Raw genomic sequence first — 21,329 nt, forward strand, 5'->3', positions numbered from 1 at the left:
TCATTTCCTCGGATCGAAGGCATCGCGTGCGGCTTCGCCGATAAACACCAGCAAGCTCAGCATCAGGGCAAGAACGGTAAAGGCGCTAATACCTAGCCAGGGTGCTTGCAGGTTGGATTTGCCTTGTGCCACCAGTTCGCCCAGCGACGGCGCGCCAGGCGGCAGGCCGAAGCCGAGGAAGTCCAGTGCGGTGAGGGTACCAATCGCGCCGGTGAGGATGAACGGCATAAAGGTCATGGTGGAAATCATCGCGTTGGGCAGGATGTGGCGGAACATGATCGAAGCGTTCTGCATACCCAGAGCGCGGGCCGCACGCACGTACTCCAGATTGCGCCCACGGAGGAACTCGGCACGCACCACATCCACCAGGCTCATCCAGGAGAACAGCAGCATGATGCCCAGTAGCCACCAGAAGTTCGGCTGGACGAAGCTGGCCAGGATGATCAGCAGATACAGCACTGGCAGGCCTGACCAGATTTCCAGAAAACGCTGACCAACCAAGTCAACCCAGCCGCCATAGAAGCCTTGTAGCGCGCCGGCAAATACGCCGATGACCGAGCTGGCGAGAGTCAGGATCAGGGCAAACAACACGGAGATACGGAAGCCGTAGATCACCCGCGCCAGTACATCGCGGCCTTGATCATCGGTGCCGAGCAGATTCTCCGTCGAGGGCGGAGCCGGGGCAGGTACTTGCAGGTCGTAGTTGATGCTGGAGTAGCTGTAGCGGATTGGTGGCCAGATCATCCAGCCGTCCTTCTCCTTGATCAGCTCTTGGATGTACGGGCTCTTGTAGTTGGCTTGCAGCGGGAACTCGCCGCCGAAAGTGGTTTCTGGGTAGCGCTTGAATACCGGGAAATACAACTCGCTGTCGTAGCTCACCACCAAGGGTTTGTCATTGGCGATCAGCTCGGCTCCCAAGGTGACGAAGAACAGTACGAGAAATATCCACAGCGACCACCAGCCGCGTTTGTGGGCCTTAAATAGCTGGAAGCGTCGTTGATTGATCGGGGACAGTTTCATCTCAACCCTCCCGGCTTTCGAAGTCGATACGCGGGTCGACTAGGGTGTAGGTAATGTCGCCGATCAATTTCACCACCAAGCCGAGCAACGTGAAGATAAACAAGGTGCCGAACACCACCGGGTAGTCGCGGTTGATCGCAGCCTCGAAGCTCATCAGGCCGAGGCCGTCGAGGGAGAAGATCACCTCAATCAGTAAGGACCCGGTAAAGAAGATGCCGATAAACGCCGCCGGGAAGCCGGCGATGATGATCAGCATGGCGTTGCGGAATACATGGCCATACAGCACACGGGTATTGCTCAGGCCCTTGGCCCTGGCGGTAACCACGTACTGCTTGTTGATTTCATCGAGAAAGCTGTTCTTGGTCAGCAGCGTCAGGGTGGCGAAGTTACCGATCACGAGGGCGGTGACGGGCAGCGCCAGGTGCCAAAAGTAGTCGAGCAGCTTGCCGGTAAAGCTCAGTTCGTCGAAGTTGTTCGAGGTCAGCCCGCGCAGCGGGAACCAGTCCCAGTAGCTGCCGCCGGCAAACAATACGATCAGCAGAATCGCAAAGAGGAAGGCCGGAATAGCGTAACCAACGATGATCATCGAACTGGTCCAAACGTCAAAGGCGCTGCCATGACGGGTGGCCTTGGCGATACCCAGTGGAATAGACACTAGGTACATGATCAGCGTGCTCCACAAGCCTAGGGAAATCGACACGGGCATCTTCTCGATGACTAGGTCGATAACCTCGGCATCGCGGAAGAAGCTGGAGCCAAAGTCTAGTTTTGCGTAGCTCTTGAGCATTAGCCAGAAGCGCTCCGGAGCGGACTTGTCGAAGCCGTACATGCGTTCGATCTCAGCTACTAGCTCCGGGTCTAGGCCCTGGGCACCACGGTAATTGGAGCCGGCTACCGAGACTTCGGCACCGCCGCCGGCAATCCGACTGGTGGCCCCATCAAAGCCTTCCAGCTTGGCAATCATCTGTTCGACCGGGCCGCCGGGAGCTGCCTGGATGATGATGAAATTGATCAGCAGAATGCCGAATAGTGTGGGGATGATCAGCAGCAGCCGACGAAAGATATACGCCAGCATCTTATTGCTCCGGGGTTGTTACAGCCGACGCGGCGGCTGCTTCTGGTGATGTCTTGCGGGCCCACCAAGTGTGCAGGCCTATGTCGTATTTCGGGGTGACTTTGGGGTGCTCAAAACGGTTCCAGTAGGCAATTCGCCAGGTCTTGATATGCCAGTTTGGCACCACGTATTGGCCCCACAACAGTACGCGGTCGAGGGCGCGAGTGTGAGCAATCAGGCTTTGGCGTGAGTCGGCATTGATCAGGCCATCGACCAGGCTGTCTATTGCCGGGTCTTTCAAACCAATAAAGTTACGGCTGCCGGGGTTGTCGGCGCTGCTGGAGTGCCAGTATTCGCGCTGCTCGTTACCAGGGGAGTTAGATTGACCAAAACCGCCGACAATCATGTCGTAATCGCGGGAGCGTAGGCGGTTGATGTATTGGGATACGTCAACACGGCGGATCACTAGTTCAATCCCTAAATCGGCCAAGTTGCGTTTGTACGGCAATAGAACGCGTTCAAATTCGGTTTGCGCCAAGAGAAATTCGAAACTCACCGGTTTGCCGGTGTTGTCGAGCATCTTATCGCCATCGACGCGCCAGCCAGCCTCCTGCAACAGTTGGTAGGCGCGGCGTTGCTGTTCACGAATGATGCCGCTGCCATCGGTAACCGGGGGCTGATACTCATCGGTAAAGACTTGTGGCGGGATCTGCGCACGTAACGGCTCAAGCAGTTTCAGTTCGTCAGCAGAGGGCAGGCCGACGGAGGCCAGTTCGGAATTGTCAAAGTAGCTGCGTGTGCGCGTATAGGCACCATTGAATAGCTGGCGGTTGGCCCATTCGAAGTCAAACAAGAGGCCCAGTGCTTCGCGCACGCGGCGATCATTGAACAGTGGACGCCGAGTGTTGAAGACAAAGCCCTGCATGCCGGTGGGGTTGTGGTTGGCGATTTCTTCTTTGATTAGTTGGCCGTTTGCTACGGCTTCGGTGTTGTAGGCGGTGGCCCAGTTCTTTGCGCTCATCTCCAGCCAGAAATCAAATTGGCCAGCTTTGAGCGCTTCCAGGGCGACGGTATTGTCGCGGTAGTAGTCGGTCTGCAGGGTGTCGAAATTGTAGAAGCCACGGTTGACTGGCAGGTCCTTACCCCACCAATCCTTGACTCGCTCGTAGCGGATTGAGCGGCCTGCCTGTACGTCGGCCACTTTGTACGGGCCACTGCCAAGCGGTATGTCCAGATTGCCTTTGCTGAAATCGCGCTCGGCCCACCAGTGCTTTGGCAGCACGGGGAGTTGGCCGACGATCAGTGGTAGCTCTCGGTTACCGGCCTGCTTGAAGACAAAGCGCACGCGTGTAGGGCTTTCGACCTCTACTTTTTCAACGTCCGCGTAATAGCCGCGGTACATCGGTGCGCCTTTGCTCATCAGGGTGTCGAAGGTGAACTTGACGTCCTCGGCGGTTACCGGTTGGCCGTCATGGAAGCGTGCTTCTGGGCGTAGATAAAAACGCACCCAGGAGTTGTCGGGGGCTTTTTCGATTTTTTCAGCGAGTAGGCCGTACTCGGTAAAGGGTTCATCCATGCCGTGGCGAGTCAGAGTGTCGTAGATGATGCTTATGTCGTCGGCAGGAACACCCTTGTTGATAAAGGGATTGAGGCTGTCAAAACCGCCAAAACCTGCCTGACGCAAGGTGCCGCCTTTGGGTGCGTCTGGGTTGACGTAGTCGAAGTGTTTGAAGTTGGCCGGATACTTAGGTGGCTCGTCATACAGCGTCTGTGCATGTTTGGGGCTGGCCAGGGCCAAGCTCGCAACACCCAGCAAAGCAATGCTGCTGAAGCGGATTAACAAGGCGCGCACTGCATGGGTCATTTAGCTTTCTCCATGGATTTCAGCCACCAGGTCCGTAGGCCCAGGGTGTAGGGCGGCGTGGTGACGAAGGCAAATCGGTTGCGGTAAGCCAGGCGGTGGTAATCGATATACCAGTTTGGAATGCTGTAGTGCTGCCATAAGAGCACCCGGTCAAGGGCGCGGGTGGCGGTAACTTGCTCATCACGCGTTTGTGCAGACAGCAGTTTTTCAATCATGGCATCGACTACCGGGTCGTTGACCCCGGCGTAGTTTCTGCCGCCTTTGACTGTGGCTTGTGATGAGTGGAAGTACAGCGACTGCTCCAAGCCTGGGGTAAGGGTTTGCGGCAGGGTGAGCGAAATCATGTCGAAGTCGTATTGGTCGAGGCGCTGTTTGTACTGGGCGCGGTCAACGGTACGCAGTGTGGCTTGAATGCCGATGCTGGCGAGGTTCTCGGTAAAGGGCTGGAGAATGCGCTCAAGGTTTGGGTTAACCAGCAATAGCTCGAAACTCAGTGGCTTGCCCTGGCTGTTGAGCAGGCGCTGGCCGGATGGCTTCCAGCCGGCCTCGGCCAGTAGGCCGAGTGCCCTACGCAAGGTGGCCCGAGGGATGCCGCGGCCATCGGTCTGCGGCACGCTGAACGGCTCAGTGAATAACTGTGCCGGGAGCTGCTTGCGGTAAGGCGACAGCAGCAGCCACTCGGCGCCTTCAGGCTTGCCGGTGGCCGAGAACTCGCTGTTGGGGTAATAACTTTTGGCCCGAGTGTATGAACTGTTGAACAGGGCGCGGTTAGTCCATTCAAAGTCGAACATCAGGCCTATGGCCTCACGCACTTTACGATCGGCGAAGACCTCGTGCCGAGTATTCATGAACAGCGCTTGGGTCTGGGTGGGGATTTTGTGTGGGATTTCCGCTTTGATGACTTCGCCACGCGTCATGGCCGGGAAGCGGTAGCTATTTGCCCAATTCTTCGCCTGTTGTTCGATATAAATATCGAATTCGCCGGCTTTGAACGCTTCGAAGGCCACATTGCTGTCGCGGTAGAACTCCACTTCAACGCGGTTGAAGTTGTACTTGCCGCGGTTGACCGGCAGTGTGGCGCCCCACCAGTCTTTGACCCGCTCGAATCTTAAGCTGCGACCAGGGCTGACCTGGGTGATGCGATAAGGCCCGCTGCCCAATGGCGGTTCATAGGTAGTGGCCTTGAAGTCGCGGTCTTTCCAATAGTGCTGCGGCAGCACCGGTAATTCACCTAGGCGCAGGATTAGCAGGGAATTGCCGCCGCGCTTGAGGACAAAGCGGATGCTGTGACGATTGAGAATATCGACCCGTTGCACTTCCTGCAGATTTGCTCGGTATTGCGGATGACCTTCCTTGAGCAGTAGGCGGTAAGAAAAGGCCACGTCGTAGGCCGTGATCGGCTTACCGTCATGAAAGCGCGCTTCGGGCCGCAGGTTGAATACCACCCAGCTGCGATCATCACTGTATTCAACCGACTCAGCGATCAGCCCGTAACTCGACGCAGGTTCATCGCCGGATGGGTCGTAGGCTCCGGTGCCGACCATCAATGGGGCATTTAGCTCATTGACGCCGTACTGCAAAAAGTTAGCCGTAGTGATCGGGCTGCTGCCCTTGAGGGTGTAAGGGTTGAGCGTGTCGAAGGTGCCTGCTGCCATCATGCGCAGCGTGCCGCCCTTCGGGGCTTCCGGGTTAACCCAGGCGAAATGAGTGAAGCTGGCAGGGTACTTCAGCTCGCCAAACTGGGCGTAGCCGTGGCTTTTATATAGCGTTGCCCAGGCACTTGAACTGATGGCTAGGTAGAGGAACAGCGAGAGGAGGGGACGTATCAAGTGAAATATCCGATCCGTGACGTCGTTTGGCTGCTGGTCAGGCACATTAACAGCTTGTATCGACTGGAAAAAGGGTAGGCTCGCCGGCAAGCTATAGTGGCGCTCTGACTACACTGAAACTATCCACCACGAGGTAATCATTTTGGTAACAGCTTGCCATGGTTTGCAGTCATGGATTGATCGCTTCAACCAAGCCGAATTACCTGCCCTGGCCACAGTTGTCCAGGACTTACATCGTTTAACCCTCGGCCATACATCGTCGGTACAGCAACTGGCCGATGTGCTGCTGCGTGATGCAGCGCTGACCACCAAGGTCCTACGCATCGGCAATAGCGTGCATTACAACCCTTCCCAGGAATCCATCCGCACCATCTCCCGTGCGATTGTGTTGATCGGCTTCGATAACGTGCGCCAGATTGGCTTATCGGTCAGCCTGATCGACGGCTTGCTAGCACGTAGCTCCCGCGAGCAATTAGCCGAGTTGTTGGCGCGCTCGTTTCACGCCGCCGTGCAAGCGCGCAATATCGCTGGCTACGTTTTAACGAGGGGTGATGAGGAGGTATTTATTGCGGCACTGCTGCATAACGTCGGGGAGCTGGCGTTTTGGGGCTGTGCCGGGGATTCGGCTGATGAGCTGGCCAGTGCTTTAGCGCAGCCGGGAGTGGATGCCGATGAAGTGGTGATGGATTTGCTCGGGACTAGTTTCCGGCAAATGAGCCAGGCGCTGGTGAAGAGCTGGAACTTGGGGGATACGGTCAACCTGGCTCTGCAATCCGGCAGTCAGAATGATCCGGCGGTAAAGGCTGTTACCTTGGGCGTAAAGATCAGTCAGGCGGCACTCGATGGTTGGCATACTCCTGTAATGGAGCAATTGGTAGGGCAGCTCGCCAGCTTTATCGGGGTTACCCCGCAGGAAGCCATGCAGCAGGTGCTCGATAGTGCTGAAGAAACGGTAAAAATGGCCGCCATCTTCGGTGCCAGTCAGCTGTGTAAATTGATCCCCAATACCGACCCCGAACAAATCCGCTTGCAACAAGAGCAGCGCAAAGCACGGTTGTTACAACCCAACTTATTGATTCTGCAGCAATCCTTGCAGGATCTAGGCTTGCTGGTGTCGCGTCGTGGTGATCTCGGGTTGGTGCTCGATACCCTGTTTAAGGGATTGCATCAGGGGGCAGGGCTTGAGCGCGTCATGCTGGTGGTATTGGCTGACGGGCAGAGTTGCTTCCGCTCAAAACGGGTGATTGGCGATGGTACGGAAGGCTGGGCGAAGGACTTTATCCTGCCGGTGGAGCAAACGGAGCAGCCGCATATTTTTAGCTATGCGTTGCGCAACAAAGAGGCGCTGTGGATGGGCGTGCCGGCCAGCTACAACCTTAATGAGCTGGTTACTCAGCCAATTCGCCAGCGTCTGGGGCAGGGCATGTTCTTTATCGCGCCACTGCTGGCTGGTACGCGCGAGATTGGTTTGCTGTATGCCGACAGTCGGGTATCCGGGCGCGCGTTAAAGCATGAGCAGTTTGTTGCCTTTCAGCGCTTTACGCAGTTGACCGGGCGTTGCCTGGAGGCGATGAGCAAGAAAGCCTGATCAGTTAGCGCTGTATAGCGTCAGTGTCTGGCCGGGCTTGAGGGCTTTGCCAATCTTTGGGTTCCAGGTTTGCAGGCTTTTCATCGGCACCTTGAAGCGCTTGGCAATCAGGTAAAGTGAGTCGCCCTGACGCACTCTGTAGTAGGTCGCGCTTTGCTGCGCGGTTTTGCCGCTGCCGGGCTTGCCTGTGCGCACTGTTAGTACTTGGCCAATCTGCAGGCTGTTGTCCGAGAGTTTGTTCCAGCTGCGCATGTCTTTAACCGAGACATCGTGATTCTTGGCAATTTGCCAGAGACTATCGCCATTTTTTACCCGATATGACTTGACCGGCTGGCTCTGAGCTACCGAGCGCTGAAATACGGGCTCACGTTCCTGTCCGCCCGGTTGGGCTGGAATGCTGAGTATTTGGCCGATGCTTAGGCGATTGCTGGAAAGTCTGTTGATGTCCTTGAGCGTCGCAACGGTCAATTGGTGGCGACTGGCAATGCCGTGCAGGCTGTCGCCTGAGCGCACGCGGTATTGCTGCCAGTCGACCAAGTCCTGAGGTTTCATCAGGGCTAAGTTGGCGGTCAATAATTCGGCCTTCTCGGTAGGCACCAGTAAGCGCTGAGGGCCGTCGAGGGTAATGCCTTTTTTGAACGCGGGGTTGAGCAGGTACAACTCGTCTTCATCCAAGTCTGCCATGGCGGCTACGCGTGCCAGATCCATGCGCTGCTTGAACTCGATTTGTTCGAAGTAAGGCTCGTTGGGGATCGCGTTGAGGCTGACGCCATAGGCCTGTGGCGTCATGACTACCTGCGACAGGGCCAGCAACTTGGGTACGTAATTCTGGGTTTCGGTCGGTAGCGAGAGGTTCCAGTAATCGGTAGGTAGGCCAAGCTTTTGGTTGCGTTCAATGGCGCGACTGACCCGACCTTCGCCCGCGTTGTACGCAGCCAGGGCGAGCAGCCAGTCGCCGTTGAACATTTCTTTAAGGCGCAATAGGTAGCTGATCGCTGCATCGGTCGAGGCCATCACGTCGCGGCGGCCGTCGTACCAATTGGTTTGGCGTAGGTTGAAATTACGTCCGGTGGACGGAATGAACTGCCACAGCCCTACGGCATTGGCTGGCGAATAAGCGAGCGGGTTGTAAGAACTTTCGATCATTGGCAACAGCGCCAGCTCCATTGGCATGTCGTGCTGTTCCAGGCGTTCGACGATGAAGTGAATATAAGGGCTGCTGCGCTCGCCGGCTTTTTCGACAAAAGAGGGGTTGCTGACAAACCACAGGCGCTGCTGTTCGATGCGCGGGTTGAGGGTGATGGTTTCCTGCAACTTATAGCCGTTGCGCAGTCGCTCCCAGATGTCTTTCGGCTCTTCGGCGGCGGCTGCGACGTGGCCATTGAGCCACTCGGGCTCCTGCTCAAGGCCAACGGCTAGGTCGGTATCGCGTCCGCTGTCGGGGCGGTACTGGCTAGTGCCCTGGCAGCCGGCCAAAGTTACGCACATGATCACCAAAAGCGTTTTAGCGCTTTGAGCCAATGCCTTTAAATTCAAGGTCTTGCGTGGTGATAAATGCATTGGCGGCGGTGTACTTCCCGGCGAAAAGGTCGGGCGATTCTAGAAACCAGCATGCCTCTGGTCAAGTTTTAACCAGTCTTTTGTGTGGTTGTCGTGGTTTAGAAATGGTCCTTCCAGCTGCGCAGGGCCGCAAAGACTTGCGCTGGTGAGCGCTGCGCAGGGCCCTCGCGCTCGGCGATACACGCGCTGACTGATGGCTGTTCGCTGCGTAGAAATGGATTGGTTGCCTGCTCCAGGCCAATTGATGAAGGCAGGCTGATTTGCCCGGCTTCACGCCATTGTCCAACTTGCTCCAGGCGTTGCTGAATACTTGTATTAGCCGGCTCAACAGCTGCTGCGAAACGAAGGTTGCTCAGGGTGTATTCGTGGGTGCAGAACACTTGGGTCTGTTCCGGCAGAACAGCGAGGCGGCTGAGTGAGGCGTGCATCTGCTCAGCGGTGCCTTCGAATAAACGGCCACAACCTCCGGCAAACAATGTGTCGCCGCAGAATAGCCAGTGCTGCTCAGGCTGGTAGTAGGCGATATGCCCGAGAGTATGTCCGGGTACTTCATATACAACGAAGCGATGGCCGAGGACCTCAATCTGCTCGCCCTCGTGAAGGGCTGAGTCCCGCCCCGGGATGTTCTCGTTGGCCGGCCCCGACACGCGTGCGCCAGTACTCGCCTTTAATTGTTCAATGCCGCCAACGTGATCAAAGTGGTGATGGGTGATCAGGATGTCACTCAAGCGCCAGTCGGGGTTTGCCGCTAGCCAAGCCTGTACAGGCGCTGCATCGCCGGGGTCGACAACCGCGCAGCGGCGTTGCTCAAGGTCTTGTAACAGCCATATATAGTTGTCGGAGAAGGCCGGTAGGGCGTCTATTTTTATCATCAGTCGCTCGCAAAGCAGGGTGCGTGGGTGCATGTTAGGCTGCTAGAGCATTGCCTGGCTACGCAGGGACTTTTTATGACAGATCATCCGTTTGCCCATGCTGATAGTGAATGGCTTGACCTGATAGGGGCTGCGCGCACTTGGCTGGGTGGTCCGCTCGGACAATTATTGTTAGGGCAGGAACAGCCGCTGCTAGAGGAGGAGCTGGCGCGCTTCTTTGGCGGATACCTGGTGCATTACGGTCCCGCAGCGGACGCGCCGCCGGATGCCCAGCAAATTCAGCGCAGTGTGCGCCTGGGCGCTCCGTTCAAGGGTGTGGAAATCGTTTGCGAGGAGCAGTCCTGGCCATTGACCGAGCATGCCGCTGACGTTGTGGTGTTGCAGCATGGTCTGGATTTCAGTTTGTCGCCCCATGGTTTGTTACGTGAGGCCGCGCGCAGTGTGCGGCCGGGCGGTCACCTGCTGATCGTGGGTATCAATCCGCTCAGCAGTTGGGGCGCGCGTCATCTGTTTGCTCGTGATGCGCTGCGTCAGGCGCGCTGTATTGCGCCTAATCGGGTGTGTGACTGGTTGGGGCTGCTGGGCTTCGCGCTGGAGAAACGCCGCTTCGGGTGCTATCGTCCGCCGCTTTCTGCGCCAGCCTGGCAGGCGCGACTAGCACCTTTGGAGCGACTGGGCGCTGCTTGGCAGCTACCAGGTGGCGGTTTTTATGTGCTGGTGGCGCGCAAGCTGGTGGTGGGGCTGCGGCCATTGCGCCAGCCCAGTAGGCAGCCGGTGGGCAAACTGCTGCCAATGCCCGTAGCCAAAGTCAGCAGGCGCGAAACGCCACAGAAATAGCATCGGCCGATAAATTGAGCGAGAGATTGCAGATACATGAGTGAACAGGTCGAGATCTACACCGACGGTGCCTGCAAGGGCAATCCTGGCGTAGGTGGTTGGGGCGCGTTGATGATCTTCAAAGGCGTGGAGAAAGAGTTGTGGGGCGGAGAGGCCGATACAACCAATAACCGCATGGAAATGACTGCCGCTATCCGCGCCCTGGCAGAGTTAAAACGCGCGTGCGATGTACGCCTGGTTACCGACTCGCAGTATGTGATGCAGGGCATTCAGGACTGGATGCCAAACTGGAAGAAGCGTGGCTGGAAAACCGCCGCCAAGCAGCCAGTGAAGAATGCCGACCTTTGGCAGCAGCTCGATGAGCAGGTCAATCGGCATAACGTCACCTGGCAGTGGGTGCGGGGCCACACCGGCCATCCGGGCAACGAGCGCGCGGACCAACTGGCCAATCGCGGTGTTGATGAAGTGAGAGGGCTGAAGCATGCGTAGTGTGGTGCTGGATACTGAGACTACGGGTATGCCGGTGGCTGACGGCCATCGGATCATCGAAATCGGTTGTGTTGAGCTGATTGGTCGGCGCCTGACGGGCCGGCATTTTCATGTTTACCTGCAGCCGGATCGTGAGATCGACGAAGGCGCAATCGCCGTCCACGGTATTACCGATGAGTACCTGAAGGATAAGCCGCGTTTCAAGGATGTTGCTGATGAGTTCTTCGAGTTCATCAAGGGCGCGCAGCTGATCATCCACAACGCAGCGTTCGATATCGGCTTTATTGCCAACGAATTTGCCCTGTTAAAGCAAAATGATCGGGCAGAAGTCAGCGACTACTGCTCGGTCCTCGACACCCTGATGATGGCTCGCGAGCGCCATCCAGGGCAGCGCAACAGCCTCGATGCGCTGTGCAAGCGTTATGGCGTCGACAACTCCGGTCGTGATCTGCACGGCGCGTTGCTCGATGCTGAGATTCTCGCTGACGTCTACCTGACCATGACCGGTGGGCAGACCAACCTGTCCCTGGCCGGCGACGGTTCCGAAGGCGATAGCAATGGTCGCCAGCAACCGAGCGCAATTCGCCGCTTGCCCGCCGATCGCACGCCTACGCGAGTGATCCGTGCCAGCAATGAGGAGCTGGATGCTCATCTGGTGCGCTTGGCCATTATCGAGAAGTCCGCCGGCGCGCCACCACTTTGGGTCCAGCTAGAGCAGCCCAAAGCCGACGCGTGATAACGGCTTGGCTGTTGCCGCTTGCCTGCGGGCGGCAACAGCCATCCATGAATTATCCACTCGCGACCTTTTCGTACAGCGTCACGCAGAGGGGGTTACGCCCAGCAGGGCGAGCCTCTACCCTGAGGCGATAGGCAGGCTCGGGCTTGCCACTCTTCAGGGGCGTCACAATGTATAAAGACCTCAAGTTTCCCGTTCTGATCGTGCACCGCGATATCAAGGCCGATACCGTGGCGGGTGATAGGGTGCGTGCCATCGCACAAGAGCTGGAGCAGGACGGTTTTAGCATTCTGTCGACGGCCAGTTCCGCCGAGGGGCGTATTGTCGCCTCCACTCATCACGGCCTAGCTTGCATTCTGGTTGCCGCCGAGGGGGCTGGGGAGGACAAGACCCTGCTGCAGGATATGCTCGAGTTGATCCGTATTGCCCGCCGTCGTGCGCCGCAATTGCCGATCTTTGCTATCGGCGAGCAGGTAACCATCGAGAATGCACCGGCTGAGGCCATGATCGACCTCAATCAACTGCGTGGCATCCTCTACCTATTTGAAGACACCGTGCCGTTCCTTGCTCGCCAGGTTGCGCGTGCCGCGCGCAATTATCTGGATTGCCTGCTGCCGCCGTTCTTCAAGGCACTGGTGCAACACACCGCGCAGTCCAACTACTCTTGGCACACTCCGGGTCATGGCGGCGGTGTCGCTTACCGTAAAAGCCCGGTGGGTCAGGCGTTTCACCAGTTTTTCGGTGAGAACACCCTGCGTTCAGACCTTTCGGTATCGGTGCCGGAACTGGGCTCGTTGCTCGATCACACTGGCCCGCTGGCCGAGGCGGAAGCCCGTGCGGCGCGTAACTTTGGTGCCGATCACACGTATTTCGTGATCAACGGTACTTCAACTGCGAACAAGATCGTCTGGCACAGCATGGTCGGTCGTGATGACCTGGTGTTGGTGGATCGCAACTGCCACAAGTCGATCCTGCATTCGATCATCATGACCGGAGCGATCCCGCTCTACCTGTGCCCGGAACGCAACGAGTTGGGGATTATCGGGCCTATTCCGCTGAGCGAATTCAGCCGTGAGTCGATCCAGGCGAAGATCGATGCTAGTCCTCTGGCGCGCGGTCGTGTGCCGAGCAGCAGCGGGGCGATGGTCAAACTGGTGGTGGTGACCAACTCGACCTACGACGGCCTGTGCTACAACGCCGAATTGATCAAGCAAACCCTGGGCAACAGCGTCGAGGTGCTGCACTTCGACGAGGCCTGGTACGCCTATGCGGCATTCCATGAGTTCTATGCCGGGCGTTATGGCATGGGCACTGCGCGCACCGAAGCCGCGCCGTTGGTATTTACCACGCACTCTACGCACAAGCTGCTGGCGGCATTCAGCCAGGCTTCGATGATTCACGTGCAGGATGGCGGCGTGCGCCAACTGGACCGGGATCGTTTCAACGAAGCGTTCATGATGCACATCTCCACTTCGCCTCAGTACGGCATCATTGCCTCCCTCGATGTGGCTTCGGCGATGATGGAGGGTCCTGCCGGGCGCTCGCTGATTCAGGAAACCTTTGATGAAGCGCTGAGCTTCCGTCGTGCGCTGGCTAACCTGCGGCAGAATCTCGGCGCTGATGATTGGTGGTTCAGTATCTGGCAGCCGGCTAAGGCCGAAGGTGCCGATGATGTGGTGACCGCTGATTGGCTGCTACAACCGCAAGCTGATTGGCATGGCTTTGGTGATGTCGCCGAAGATTACGTACTGCTTGATCCGATTAAGGTGACCCTGGTGACGCCAGGGCTGACCGCCGATGGCAAGCTTGACGAGCGCGGTATTCCGGCGGCGGTGGTCAGCAAGTTCCTCTGGGAGCGCGGATTGGTGGTGGAGAAAACCGGGCTTTACTCCTTCTTGGTGCTGTTCTCCATGGGCATTACCAAGGGCAAGTGGAGCACGCTGCTCACTGAACTACTGGAGTTCAAGCGCAGCTATGACGCTAACCTGCCGTTGAGCGATGTATTGCCCTCGATTGCTCAGGCAGGCAAAGCGTTTTACCAAGGCATGGGGCTGCGTGATCTGTGCGACGCTTTGCATGCCTGCTACCGCGAAAACGCCACGGCTAAAGCCCTCAAACGTATGTACACGGTCTTGCCTGAAGTGGCGATTAAACCTGCTGATGCTTACAACCAACTGGTCCGTGGCGAGGTAGAGGCCGTGCCGATTGAGCAATTGGAAGGCCGTATCGCCGCGGTGATGCTGGTGCCTTACCCGCCAGGTATTCCGTTGATCATGCCCGGCGAGCGGTTTACCGCGCAGACGCGTTCGATCATCGATTACCTGGCTTTTGCTCGTGCTTTTGATCGCAGCTTTCCGGGGTTTGATGCTGATGTACACGGCCTGCAGCGCGAGGATGGTCTCTACACGGTTGACTGTCTCAAGCTCTGATGCTCGATATAGACGGCTATTAGGGGTTACCTCAGTAGATCAAGCGCTTATCGCGGATAGATAAAAGTTGAGCTTAACTTTGATGGCGTGTTGTGCGTCACAGTGGCCAGCATCGACATTTGTCGGTTGGTTGTTATAGTTGCTCGATTTTTAGCATAAGAAAATCTACATCTGCGCTTGCGCCCTTGCCTGAGGATGGCTGCCGTGTCCGACTACAAAGCCTTTAATGTCGCGTTGGCAGATAAGATCGCCCATGTGGTGATCAATCGCCCGGAAAAAGTTAATGCGATGAACGCGGACTTTTGGCGCGAGATCATTGATATCTTCCGCTGGATCGACAACACCGATGAAGTGCGGGCGGTGGTGATCTCGGGTGCGGGCAAGCATTTTTCTTCAGGCATCGATTTGATGATGCTGGCGTCAGTCGGTAGCCAGCTAGGCCCAGATGTCGGCCGTAATGCCGAAAAACTGCGACGCAAGATTCTCGAGCTACAAGCCTCTTTCAACGCCGTGGACAACTGCCGCAAGCCGGTACTGGCGGCCATTCAGGGCTATTGCCTGGGCGGTGCTATTGATTTGATCTCGGCTTGCGATATGCGTTATTCGACAGTCGATGCACAATTCTCAATCAAGGAAATCGACATCGGCATGGCCGCCGACGTTGGCACTCTGCAGCGTCTGCCGCGCATCATCGGTGACGGCATGATGCGCGAGTTGGCTTTTACTGGCCGCGCCATTGATGGTGAGGAGGCGCGCAGCATTGGCTTGGTCAACCGCACCTATGCTGATGCCGATGCCTTGCTCGATGGGGTAATGGTCATTGCGCGTGAGATCGTCAGCAAATCTCCGGTAGCCATCCGTGGCACCAAGGAAATGATCCGTTATATGCGTGATCATCGTGTCGACGATGGCTTGGAGTACATCGCCACCTGGAACGCCGCCATGCTGCAATCTGCGGATTTGCGTGTGGCCATGGCCGCACACATGAGCAAGCAAAAGCCGGAGTTTGCCGACTGATGCAGTCCTTCCACTTGTTTTCACCACCCATGCGGGAGGCGCAATAGCTCATGGTTTCTGGAGCCACGTCGCTTAATCTGGTGCGCGATGAACTGTTCACTACCATGGAAGAGGCGGAGTCGAGCCTTGAACAGTTTATTGCTGAGCGCAATAACGGCAGCTTGCTACAGCAGGCAGTAGAAAGCCTGCATCAGGTGCGCGGCACGCTGAATCTGATCGAGCTGGCTGGTGCTGAGTTACTGGCACAGGAAGTGCTGGATCAAGCCACCGATATTCCTGCAGGTGCTGGCGAAGAGCGTGATGTGCAGCTTTCTGCCCTAAGCAATGCCTTGCATGTGCTACGTCGTTACTTGGAAAGCGTTGAAGCCCATCGTCAGGAAATGCCGGAGTTACTGCTGCCGGCGATCAACGACTTACGTCAGGCAGGCGGCCAGCCTGCGTTACCAGAAAGTTTCTTTTTTAGCGTGCGTCTTGACCATGCACGCCCTCGCTCGGCGCCTGCTGCGATTGATGGTGCCGTGCGGGAAAGTGAATCCCGCCGCTTACGCCATATGTATCAGGTCGGTCTGCTGGGCTTTATTCGAGAGCAGAACCCGCAAGCCAGCCTCAAGTTGATGGGGCGTGCGCTGGCGCGCCTTGACGGTTTGTTTGCCAATGAACCGCGCGGTCGGCTGTGCTGGGTTGGCGCAGCGGCGGCTGAGGCGCAGGTGGATGGTCAGTTGCTGGCGCGCAAGTCGCGTAAGCAGCTGTTCTCGCGGATTGATCGCGAGATCAAGCAGATGCTCGCCAACGGTCAATACGAAGCGCCGCGCAACTTGCTTAAGGAATTGCTCTATCTGGTTGCGCTGGCTGACACTCGCGGACCACTGGCGACGGCCTTGAGTGAGGTGTTCGGCTTGATGCCGCTGCCGTTTACCGATCATCTGCTGGAAGAGGAATACCAGCGTTTGGCCGGGCCAGGGCAGGCGGTTATGCGCTCACTGAGTTCGGCAATTCGTGAAGAACTGAACAGCGTGAAGGACATGCTTGACCTGATCGAGCGTGGCACCCTGCAGAGCGATAGTCTCAATAGCCTGCATGCCGTGCTTGGCAAACTCAGTAAAACCCTCGGCATGGTGGGCCTGAGCTCGGCTGGCAACTCGCTGGCTGCCCAGCTGCAAACGGTTTCCAGTTGGAGTGAAGAAAGCGCTCCGCAGCCTCAGGAATTGCACAAACTGGCGGATGCGGTGCTGTACGTTGAAGGCATGGTAGCTAGCTTGGAACGTGGTGAAAGGCGCGAGGCCCGATCTGCGCCGGTGTCGCCAGGTAATGAGGCTGAGTCCTTTGCTCTGCACCAGCTCAACGAGGCACGTATTGTCGTGGTGGATGAGGCCCAGGCTGGTCTGGCGCTGGCCAAGCGGGCAATTACCGCCTATCTGGAGTCTGCAGGTGATCGCATGCACCTCTCCAATGTGCCGTTCAGCTTGCAGGCTGTGCGCGGCGGATTGTGGTTCCTTGATCAGGAGCGCGCGGCGTTGTTGGTCGGCGCTTGTGCCGATTACATCCAGCAGCAGATGTTCGACGCTCCCCAGATGCCGTCTGAGCAGATGCTGGAAACTCTCGCCGATGCCCTGAGTAGCCTTGAGTACTACCTGGAAGCGGGCGCAGTAATGCGACCGGAAACTAAACCCAGCGTACTTGATCTCGCTGCAGAGAGCGTGCGGGCGTTGGGCATGCCGCTGGAGGTTTGAACATGCAGCGTTGGCAACCGCTCGTACTCGATACTCAGCAGCCTGGCGGCTGGGTTGTCGCACACTGCAAGCAGCACTTTCTGGCGGACAGCAACGGTGTGCTGTTTCCCCGTGAATGGTTGAAGAAGCAGGATCTGCTTATCGTCGCAGAACATGGCTTAGGTCATTTTGACGGTGATGCGGTTTACCTGCTGGAGTTGGCGCAGCCGTTCGATATGCCAGGATGCAGTTGGCAGAGTCTGCGTCAGTTCATGCTGCAAGGCGACGCTGACACCTTCAATATGCTTAGCAATGCCGCGCAGATCGGTACCTGGGCCAGTCAACATCGGTTCTGCGGTAGTTGCGGTGGGGCGATGCAGCATGTCGCCGGTGAGCGAGCGATGCATTGTTTGCGCTGCGAGCTGCAGCACTATCCACGTCTATCGCCGAGCATGATTGTGTTGGTTACGCGCGGCGATGAGATTCTCTTGGCGCGCTCGCCGCGTTTCGTCTCCGGGGTGTACAGCACCTTGGCTGGTTTTGTCGAAGTGGGTGAGTCGCTTGAGCATTGCGTGGCGCGCGAAGTGCGCGAAGAGGTCGGGGTTGAGATTAAGAACCTGCAGTATTTGGGCAGCCAAGGTTGGCCATTTCCGCACTCGTTAATGCTGGGCTTTCATGCGCAATACGCGTCGGGCGATATCGTCATGCAGGTCGACGAAATTGAAGATGCCCAGTGGTTCAGCGTGCATGATTTGCCACCCTTGCCGGCTGCACGCTCGATTGCTCGTTACCTGATTGATGTCTACGTCGCGCGCCGCCTAGGTCAGCCCGAACCAGTGCTGCCAGGCTAGGCGTACAGTCAAGGCTAGAACCACCAGGATGAATACCGGGCGGATAAATTTCGAGCCACCCTTGATCGCGGTGCGTGCGCCGAGAAACGCGCCGATCATCAGTGCCAATCCCATGCACAGGCCTAGCAACCAGGCCACTTGCCCGCTGAAAATAAACACGCTGAGAGCGCAAGCGTTGCTGACGAAGTTCATGCTGCGCGCCACGCCGCTGGCCTTAACCAGATCCAGCGGATAGAGCAGCAGGCTGCTGACCGTCCAGAAGGCTCCGGTGCCAGGGCCTGCGACGCCATCATAGAAGCCTAAACTCAAGCTTTGTGGCCACTGCCTGCCCTTGGCGATTGGGGCGTCGACGAGCAGAGGTGCTGCTGGGGTTTTACCAAGCAGTAGGTAGAGACCGCAGGCAAATACCACAGCAGGAAGCAGCTGGTTCAACCATTCCGACGGTAGCCATTGCGCCATGGCCGCGCCGAGTAGGGCACCTACTGCTGTGCCGATCAGGGCATTGCGCCATTGGCTGGGATCAAACAGTTTGCGCCGATAAAAGGTGTAACTGGCGGCAGCCGAACCGAATGTCGAACTGAGTTTATTGGTGCCTAGCGCTAGATGGGGTGGCAGGCCGGCGGTGAGCAGTGCGGGGATGGTCAGCAAGCCGCCGCCGCCGGCAATGGCATCGATAAAACCAGCAATGAAGGCAACTAGAGCCAGAATCGCCAGGGTTGATAGTTCGATGCCAATTTCAAACGGGAAAGCCATGAAAATTTCCGGGAGAAGGTTAAGCGTTGCTGAACGCGGCTCTGATGGGCGATCGCCACGATTGGCTGTCCATAAAAACACGCGCTGCGTCTAATTGTGCGGTACTCCGGCTGTTCGTAAGCCAGGTAGCTGCGCATAATGCCGGCAATTCACTGCATAAGGAATGCAAGGCGATGCAATATGGCGGATTGGCATGGGCAACAGCATTGCTGGCATTACTGACGGCTTTTGTTGCGGCGCGCATCCTGTTCAATCGGCAGTGGTTTCTCGGTTGGTTGCGCGGTACCTGTGGGCTGGCATTTCTCGCCTTGGCGACGCTGGTTGGAGTGGTGGCATATGACCTGCACAGCTACACACCGATCACTGTAGGTAAGCCACTGGCTACCTTGAGCTTCAAGGCTGACGGTCCGCTCTATCGTGTGACTGTGCTTGAGGGGGGGCGAGAGCGTACGCTGACCATGGAAGGTGATCTCTGGCAACTGGATGCGCGCTTTCTGCAATGGAAGGGGTTAGCCGAGTTGATTGGCCTGCAATCAGGTTATCGCCTGGAAAAACTGTCAGGGCGCTTCCTCTCCATCGAACAGCAGAGCCTGGCTCAGCACACCCGTGTCGAGTTGGCGAGCAGCCCTTATGGCATTGATTTGTGGCGCTGGCTTCGGCTCGGGCAGCATGACTTGTTCATCTTCGACCCGCTGGCTCGTCGCGTGAATTACCTACCGCTTGCTGATGAGGCGGTCTACAGCATTAGCTTAACGTCAGCAGGCTTGCTGGCCGAACCGATGAACCAGGCGGCCAAGCAGGCACTGAAAGATTGGCAATAAATCAGCACTTAGAAAAAAGGCCACCTAAGTAGGTGGCCTTTTTTGTACTGCAAACACGCTCTCGGTTACTTCTCCGACCAGCGCTTGAGTACCAATGTCGCATTGGTGCCGCCGAAACCGAAGCTATTGCTCATCACGGTGTCGAGCTTGGCGTTTTCAACTGTGGTGCGCTGGATCGGCATGTCTGCGACTTCCGGGTCCAGTTCGTCGATGTTTGCTGAACCAGCAATGAAGTTGCCTTCCATCATCAACAAGCAGTAGATCGCTTCTTGTACGCCTGCAGCACCCAAGGAGTGACCAGACAGGCTCTTGGTGGAGCTGATGGCTGGTGCCTTGCTGCCGAATACTTCACGTACACCACGCATTTCTGCAACATCGCCAACCGGTGTCGAGGTGCCGTGGGTGTTCAGGTAATCGATCGGTGTATCAACGGTGGCTAGTGCTTGTTGCATGCAGCGCACTGCACCTTCACCGCTTGGGGCGACCATGTCGTAACCGTCACTGGTAGCGCCATAGCCGACGATTTCGGCATAAATCTTGGCACCACGCGCGAGGGCGTGCTCCAGTTCTTCAACCACTACCATGCCGCCGCCGCCGGCGATAACGAAACCGTCACGCTTGGCGTCGTATGCGCGGGAGGCTTTCTCTGGGGTTTCGTTGTACTGGGTGGAGAGGGCGCCCATCGCGTCGAACAAGCAGCTCTGGCTCCAGTGCTCTTCCTCACCGCCACCGGCAAAGACGATATCTTGTTTGCCCAGCTGGATCTGTTCCATCGCCTGGCCAATGCAATGTGCGCTGGTGGCGCAGGCCGAGGAAATGGAGAAGTTCACGCCTTTGATCTGGAACGGCGTGGCCAGGCAAGCCGATACAGTGCTCCCCATGGTGCGGGTTACGCGGTACGGGCCAATGCGCTTGACGCCTTTCTCACGAAGCGTGTCGATGGCTTCCATCTGGTTCAGCGTGGACGCGCCGCCGGAGCCTGCAATCAGGCCAGTGCGCGGATTGGAAACCTGCTCATGCGTCAGGCCGGAGTCGACGATTGCTTTCTCCATCGACAAGTAGGCAAAAGCTGCTGCGTCGCCCATGAAGCGGAAGATCTTACGATCAATCAGCTCTTCCAGGTTTAGATCAATCGAGCCGGAGACCTGGCTGCGCAGGCCATGCTCGGCATAGGCTGGATTGAAACGGATGCCAGCCTTGCTATTACGCAGGCTGGCAGAGACGGTTTCTTTGTCATTGCCCAGGCAAGAAACAATGCCCAGACCAGTAATCACGACGCGACGCATACAGAAAGTCCTTTAGAAACTGTCGGTAGAAGTAAACAGGCCAACACGCAGGCCTTCGGCGCTATAAATCTCACGGCCATCAACGCTGACGGTGCCATCAGCAATAGCCAGGACCAGGGAGCGGGCGATGGTGCGTTTGATCTGAATGTTGTAGGTGACTTTCTTGGCGGTCGGTAGGACCTGGCCGAAGAACTTAACGTCACCAGAGCCCAGGGCGCGGCCTCGGCCAGGGTTGCCCTGCCAGCCGAGGTGAAAACCCACCAACTGCCACATAGCATCAAGGCCCAGGCAGCCAGGCATTACTGGGTCGCCTTCGAAATGGCAGGCGAAGAACCACAGGTCTGGAGTGATATCGAGCTCGGCGACTATTTCGCCCTTGCCGTACTTGCCGCCGGTTTCGCTGATGTGCGTGATGCGATCGATCATCAGCATGTTCGGCGCGGGCAGTTGCGCATTACCTGGGCCGAATAGTTCGCCGCGACCGCAAGCGAGCAGTTCTTCCCGGGTGAAGGCGTTTTGTTTGGTCATGCGAGCTCCTCAATATGTCCCATGCGCCAAGGCTGGGCGAATCGTCCTGGCTGGCGGCGCAGCTTCTGCGCCTGCCAACAGCCTAG

Annotated in this window: 18 protein-coding genes; 9 read left to right on the top strand and 9 right to left on the bottom strand. The window is 57.3% G+C overall.

Translation table 11 applies throughout. The annotated features are described in order from the left end of the window. From VCA57_RS18940 to VCA57_RS18955, 4 genes are read right to left on the bottom strand one after another with little or no spacing between them, the layout of a single operon-like run. Nucleotides 1-1,020, bottom strand: coding sequence for an ABC transporter permease (locus VCA57_RS18940; RefSeq protein ID WP_411186617.1), 1,020 nt, complete (start codon nucleotides 1,018-1,020; stop codon nucleotides 1-3). A 1-nt stretch (nucleotide 1,021) separates the two neighbouring features. After that, on the bottom strand, nucleotides 1,022-2,095 hold the full coding sequence (locus VCA57_RS18945; RefSeq protein ID WP_411186618.1) for a microcin C ABC transporter permease YejB: 1,074 nt from the start codon (nucleotides 2,093-2,095) through the stop codon (nucleotides 1,022-1,024). A gap of 1 nt (nucleotide 2,096) precedes the next feature. Further along, nucleotides 2,097-3,938: an extracellular solute-binding protein gene (locus tag VCA57_RS18950; RefSeq protein WP_411186619.1), complete on the bottom strand. Its 1,842-nt coding sequence runs from the start codon at nucleotides 3,936-3,938 to the stop codon at nucleotides 2,097-2,099. Then, complete coding sequence (locus VCA57_RS18955; RefSeq protein ID WP_411186751.1) at nucleotides 3,935-5,764, bottom strand: extracellular solute-binding protein; 1,830 nt, start codon at nucleotides 5,762-5,764, stop codon at nucleotides 3,935-3,937. The genes VCA57_RS18950 and VCA57_RS18955 overlap by 4 nt, the downstream gene beginning before the upstream one ends. 145 nt (nucleotides 5,765-5,909) lie before the next feature. On the opposite strand from VCA57_RS18955, the gene VCA57_RS18960 reads away from it, so the two are divergent. Beyond that, nucleotides 5,910-7,355, top strand: a complete 1,446-nt coding sequence (locus VCA57_RS18960) for an HDOD domain-containing protein (protein WP_411186620.1) — start codon at nucleotides 5,910-5,912, stop codon at nucleotides 7,353-7,355. Here the strand turns inward: VCA57_RS18960 and VCA57_RS18965 are convergent, their stop codons facing one another. Continuing rightward, the gene (locus VCA57_RS18965; RefSeq protein WP_411186621.1) at nucleotides 7,356-8,915 is read right to left on the bottom strand and encodes a LysM peptidoglycan-binding domain-containing protein; all 1,560 of its coding nucleotides are present in this window, start codon (nucleotides 8,913-8,915) and stop codon (nucleotides 7,356-7,358) included. It lies immediately after the preceding gene. Nucleotides 8,916-9,013: 98 nt separating this feature from the next. Next, nucleotides 9,014-9,787, bottom strand: a complete 774-nt coding sequence (gene gloB / locus VCA57_RS18970; RefSeq protein WP_411186753.1) for a hydroxyacylglutathione hydrolase — start codon at nucleotides 9,785-9,787, stop codon at nucleotides 9,014-9,016. A gap of 75 nt (nucleotides 9,788-9,862) precedes the next feature. Between gloB and VCA57_RS18975 the strand changes: the two genes are divergently transcribed. The 7 genes from VCA57_RS18975 to nudC all read left to right on the top strand — a co-directional run bounded on the left by VCA57_RS18975 (nucleotide 9,863) and on the right by nudC (nucleotide 17,855). After that, nucleotides 9,863-10,624, top strand: coding sequence for a class I SAM-dependent methyltransferase (locus tag VCA57_RS18975; RefSeq protein WP_411186622.1), 762 nt, complete (start codon nucleotides 9,863-9,865; stop codon nucleotides 10,622-10,624). 36 nt (nucleotides 10,625-10,660) lie between these two features. Next, on the top strand, nucleotides 10,661-11,113 hold the full coding sequence (gene rnhA / locus VCA57_RS18980) for a ribonuclease HI (protein ID WP_411186623.1): 453 nt from the start codon (nucleotides 10,661-10,663) through the stop codon (nucleotides 11,111-11,113). Continuing rightward, nucleotides 11,106-11,849: a DNA polymerase III subunit epsilon gene (gene dnaQ / locus VCA57_RS18985; protein WP_411186624.1), complete on the top strand. Its 744-nt coding sequence runs from the start codon at nucleotides 11,106-11,108 to the stop codon at nucleotides 11,847-11,849. The genes rnhA and dnaQ overlap by 8 nt, the downstream gene beginning before the upstream one ends. 170 nt (nucleotides 11,850-12,019) lie before the next feature. Next, entirely contained in the window at nucleotides 12,020-14,278 is a 2,259-nt protein-coding gene (locus VCA57_RS18990) for an Orn/Lys/Arg decarboxylase N-terminal domain-containing protein (RefSeq protein WP_411186625.1), read from the top strand. A 204-nt stretch (nucleotides 14,279-14,482) separates the two neighbouring features. Next, nucleotides 14,483-15,295, top strand: a complete 813-nt coding sequence (locus tag VCA57_RS18995) for a crotonase/enoyl-CoA hydratase family protein (protein ID WP_411186626.1) — start codon at nucleotides 14,483-14,485, stop codon at nucleotides 15,293-15,295. A 50-nt stretch (nucleotides 15,296-15,345) separates the two neighbouring features. Further along, complete coding sequence (locus VCA57_RS19000; protein WP_411186627.1) at nucleotides 15,346-17,025, top strand: ferrous iron transporter B; 1,680 nt, start codon at nucleotides 15,346-15,348, stop codon at nucleotides 17,023-17,025. Nucleotides 17,026-17,027: 2 nt separating this feature from the next. After that, nucleotides 17,028-17,855: an NAD(+) diphosphatase gene (gene nudC, locus VCA57_RS19005; RefSeq protein WP_411186628.1), complete on the top strand. Its 828-nt coding sequence runs from the start codon at nucleotides 17,028-17,030 to the stop codon at nucleotides 17,853-17,855. Here nudC and VCA57_RS19010 read toward each other — a convergent pair. Next, entirely contained in the window at nucleotides 17,823-18,608 is a 786-nt protein-coding gene (locus tag VCA57_RS19010) for a TSUP family transporter (RefSeq protein WP_411186629.1), read from the bottom strand. The genes nudC and VCA57_RS19010 overlap by 33 nt on opposite strands. A 173-nt stretch (nucleotides 18,609-18,781) precedes the next feature. Between VCA57_RS19010 and VCA57_RS19015 the strand changes: the two genes are divergently transcribed. Then, nucleotides 18,782-19,429, top strand: coding sequence for a hypothetical protein (locus tag VCA57_RS19015; RefSeq protein WP_411186630.1), 648 nt, complete (start codon nucleotides 18,782-18,784; stop codon nucleotides 19,427-19,429). Nucleotides 19,430-19,494: 65 nt separating this feature from the next. Here VCA57_RS19015 and fabB read toward each other — a convergent pair whose 3' ends face one another. Further along, nucleotides 19,495-20,715 carry a beta-ketoacyl-ACP synthase I gene (fabB, locus tag VCA57_RS19020; protein WP_411186631.1) on the bottom strand — a complete coding sequence of 407 codons (1,221 nt, stop codon included), beginning with the start codon at nucleotides 20,713-20,715 and terminating at the stop codon, nucleotides 19,495-19,497. Between the two features lie 12 nt (nucleotides 20,716-20,727). Further along, nucleotides 20,728-21,243 (bottom strand): 3-hydroxyacyl-[acyl-carrier-protein] dehydratase FabA, encoded by a 516-nt coding sequence (gene fabA / locus VCA57_RS19025; protein ID WP_411186632.1) that lies wholly within the window; start codon nucleotides 21,241-21,243, stop codon nucleotides 20,728-20,730. Between the last annotated feature and the right edge of the window lie 86 nt (nucleotides 21,244-21,329).

The organism is Pseudomonas sp. (assembly GCF_046581935.1).
GTDB lineage: Bacteria > Pseudomonadota > Gammaproteobacteria > Pseudomonadales > Pseudomonadaceae > Aquipseudomonas.

Coding starts and splice junctions, on each gene's coding strand:
- fabB (WP_411186631.1), bottom strand. CDS start 20,715: ATGCGTCGCGTCGTGATTACTGGTCTGGGCATTGTTTCTTGCCTGGGC.
- dnaQ (WP_411186624.1), top strand. CDS start 11,106: ATGCGTAGTGTGGTGCTGGATACTGAGACTACGGGTATGCCGGTGGCT.
- VCA57_RS18975 (WP_411186622.1), top strand. CDS start 9,863: ATGACAGATCATCCGTTTGCCCATGCTGATAGTGAATGGCTTGACCTG.
- nudC (WP_411186628.1), top strand. CDS start 17,028: ATGCAGCGTTGGCAACCGCTCGTACTCGATACTCAGCAGCCTGGCGGC.
- VCA57_RS19000 (WP_411186627.1), top strand. CDS start 15,346: ATGGTTTCTGGAGCCACGTCGCTTAATCTGGTGCGCGATGAACTGTTC.
- VCA57_RS18990 (WP_411186625.1), top strand. CDS start 12,020: ATGTATAAAGACCTCAAGTTTCCCGTTCTGATCGTGCACCGCGATATC.
- rnhA (WP_411186623.1), top strand. CDS start 10,661: ATGAGTGAACAGGTCGAGATCTACACCGACGGTGCCTGCAAGGGCAAT.
- VCA57_RS18950 (WP_411186619.1), bottom strand. CDS start 3,938: ATGACCCATGCAGTGCGCGCCTTGTTAATCCGCTTCAGCAGCATTGCT.
- VCA57_RS18945 (WP_411186618.1), bottom strand. CDS start 2,095: ATGCTGGCGTATATCTTTCGTCGGCTGCTGCTGATCATCCCCACACTA.
- VCA57_RS18965 (WP_411186621.1), bottom strand. CDS start 8,915: ATGCATTTATCACCACGCAAGACCTTGAATTTAAAGGCATTGGCTCAA.
- VCA57_RS19015 (WP_411186630.1), top strand. CDS start 18,782: ATGCAATATGGCGGATTGGCATGGGCAACAGCATTGCTGGCATTACTG.
- fabA (WP_411186632.1), bottom strand. CDS start 21,243: ATGACCAAACAAAACGCCTTCACCCGGGAAGAACTGCTCGCTTGCGGT.
- gloB (WP_411186753.1), bottom strand. CDS start 9,787: ATGATAAAAATAGACGCCCTACCGGCCTTCTCCGACAACTATATATGG.
- VCA57_RS18940 (WP_411186617.1), bottom strand. CDS start 1,020: ATGAAACTGTCCCCGATCAATCAACGACGCTTCCAGCTATTTAAGGCC.
- VCA57_RS19010 (WP_411186629.1), bottom strand. CDS start 18,608: ATGGCTTTCCCGTTTGAAATTGGCATCGAACTATCAACCCTGGCGATT.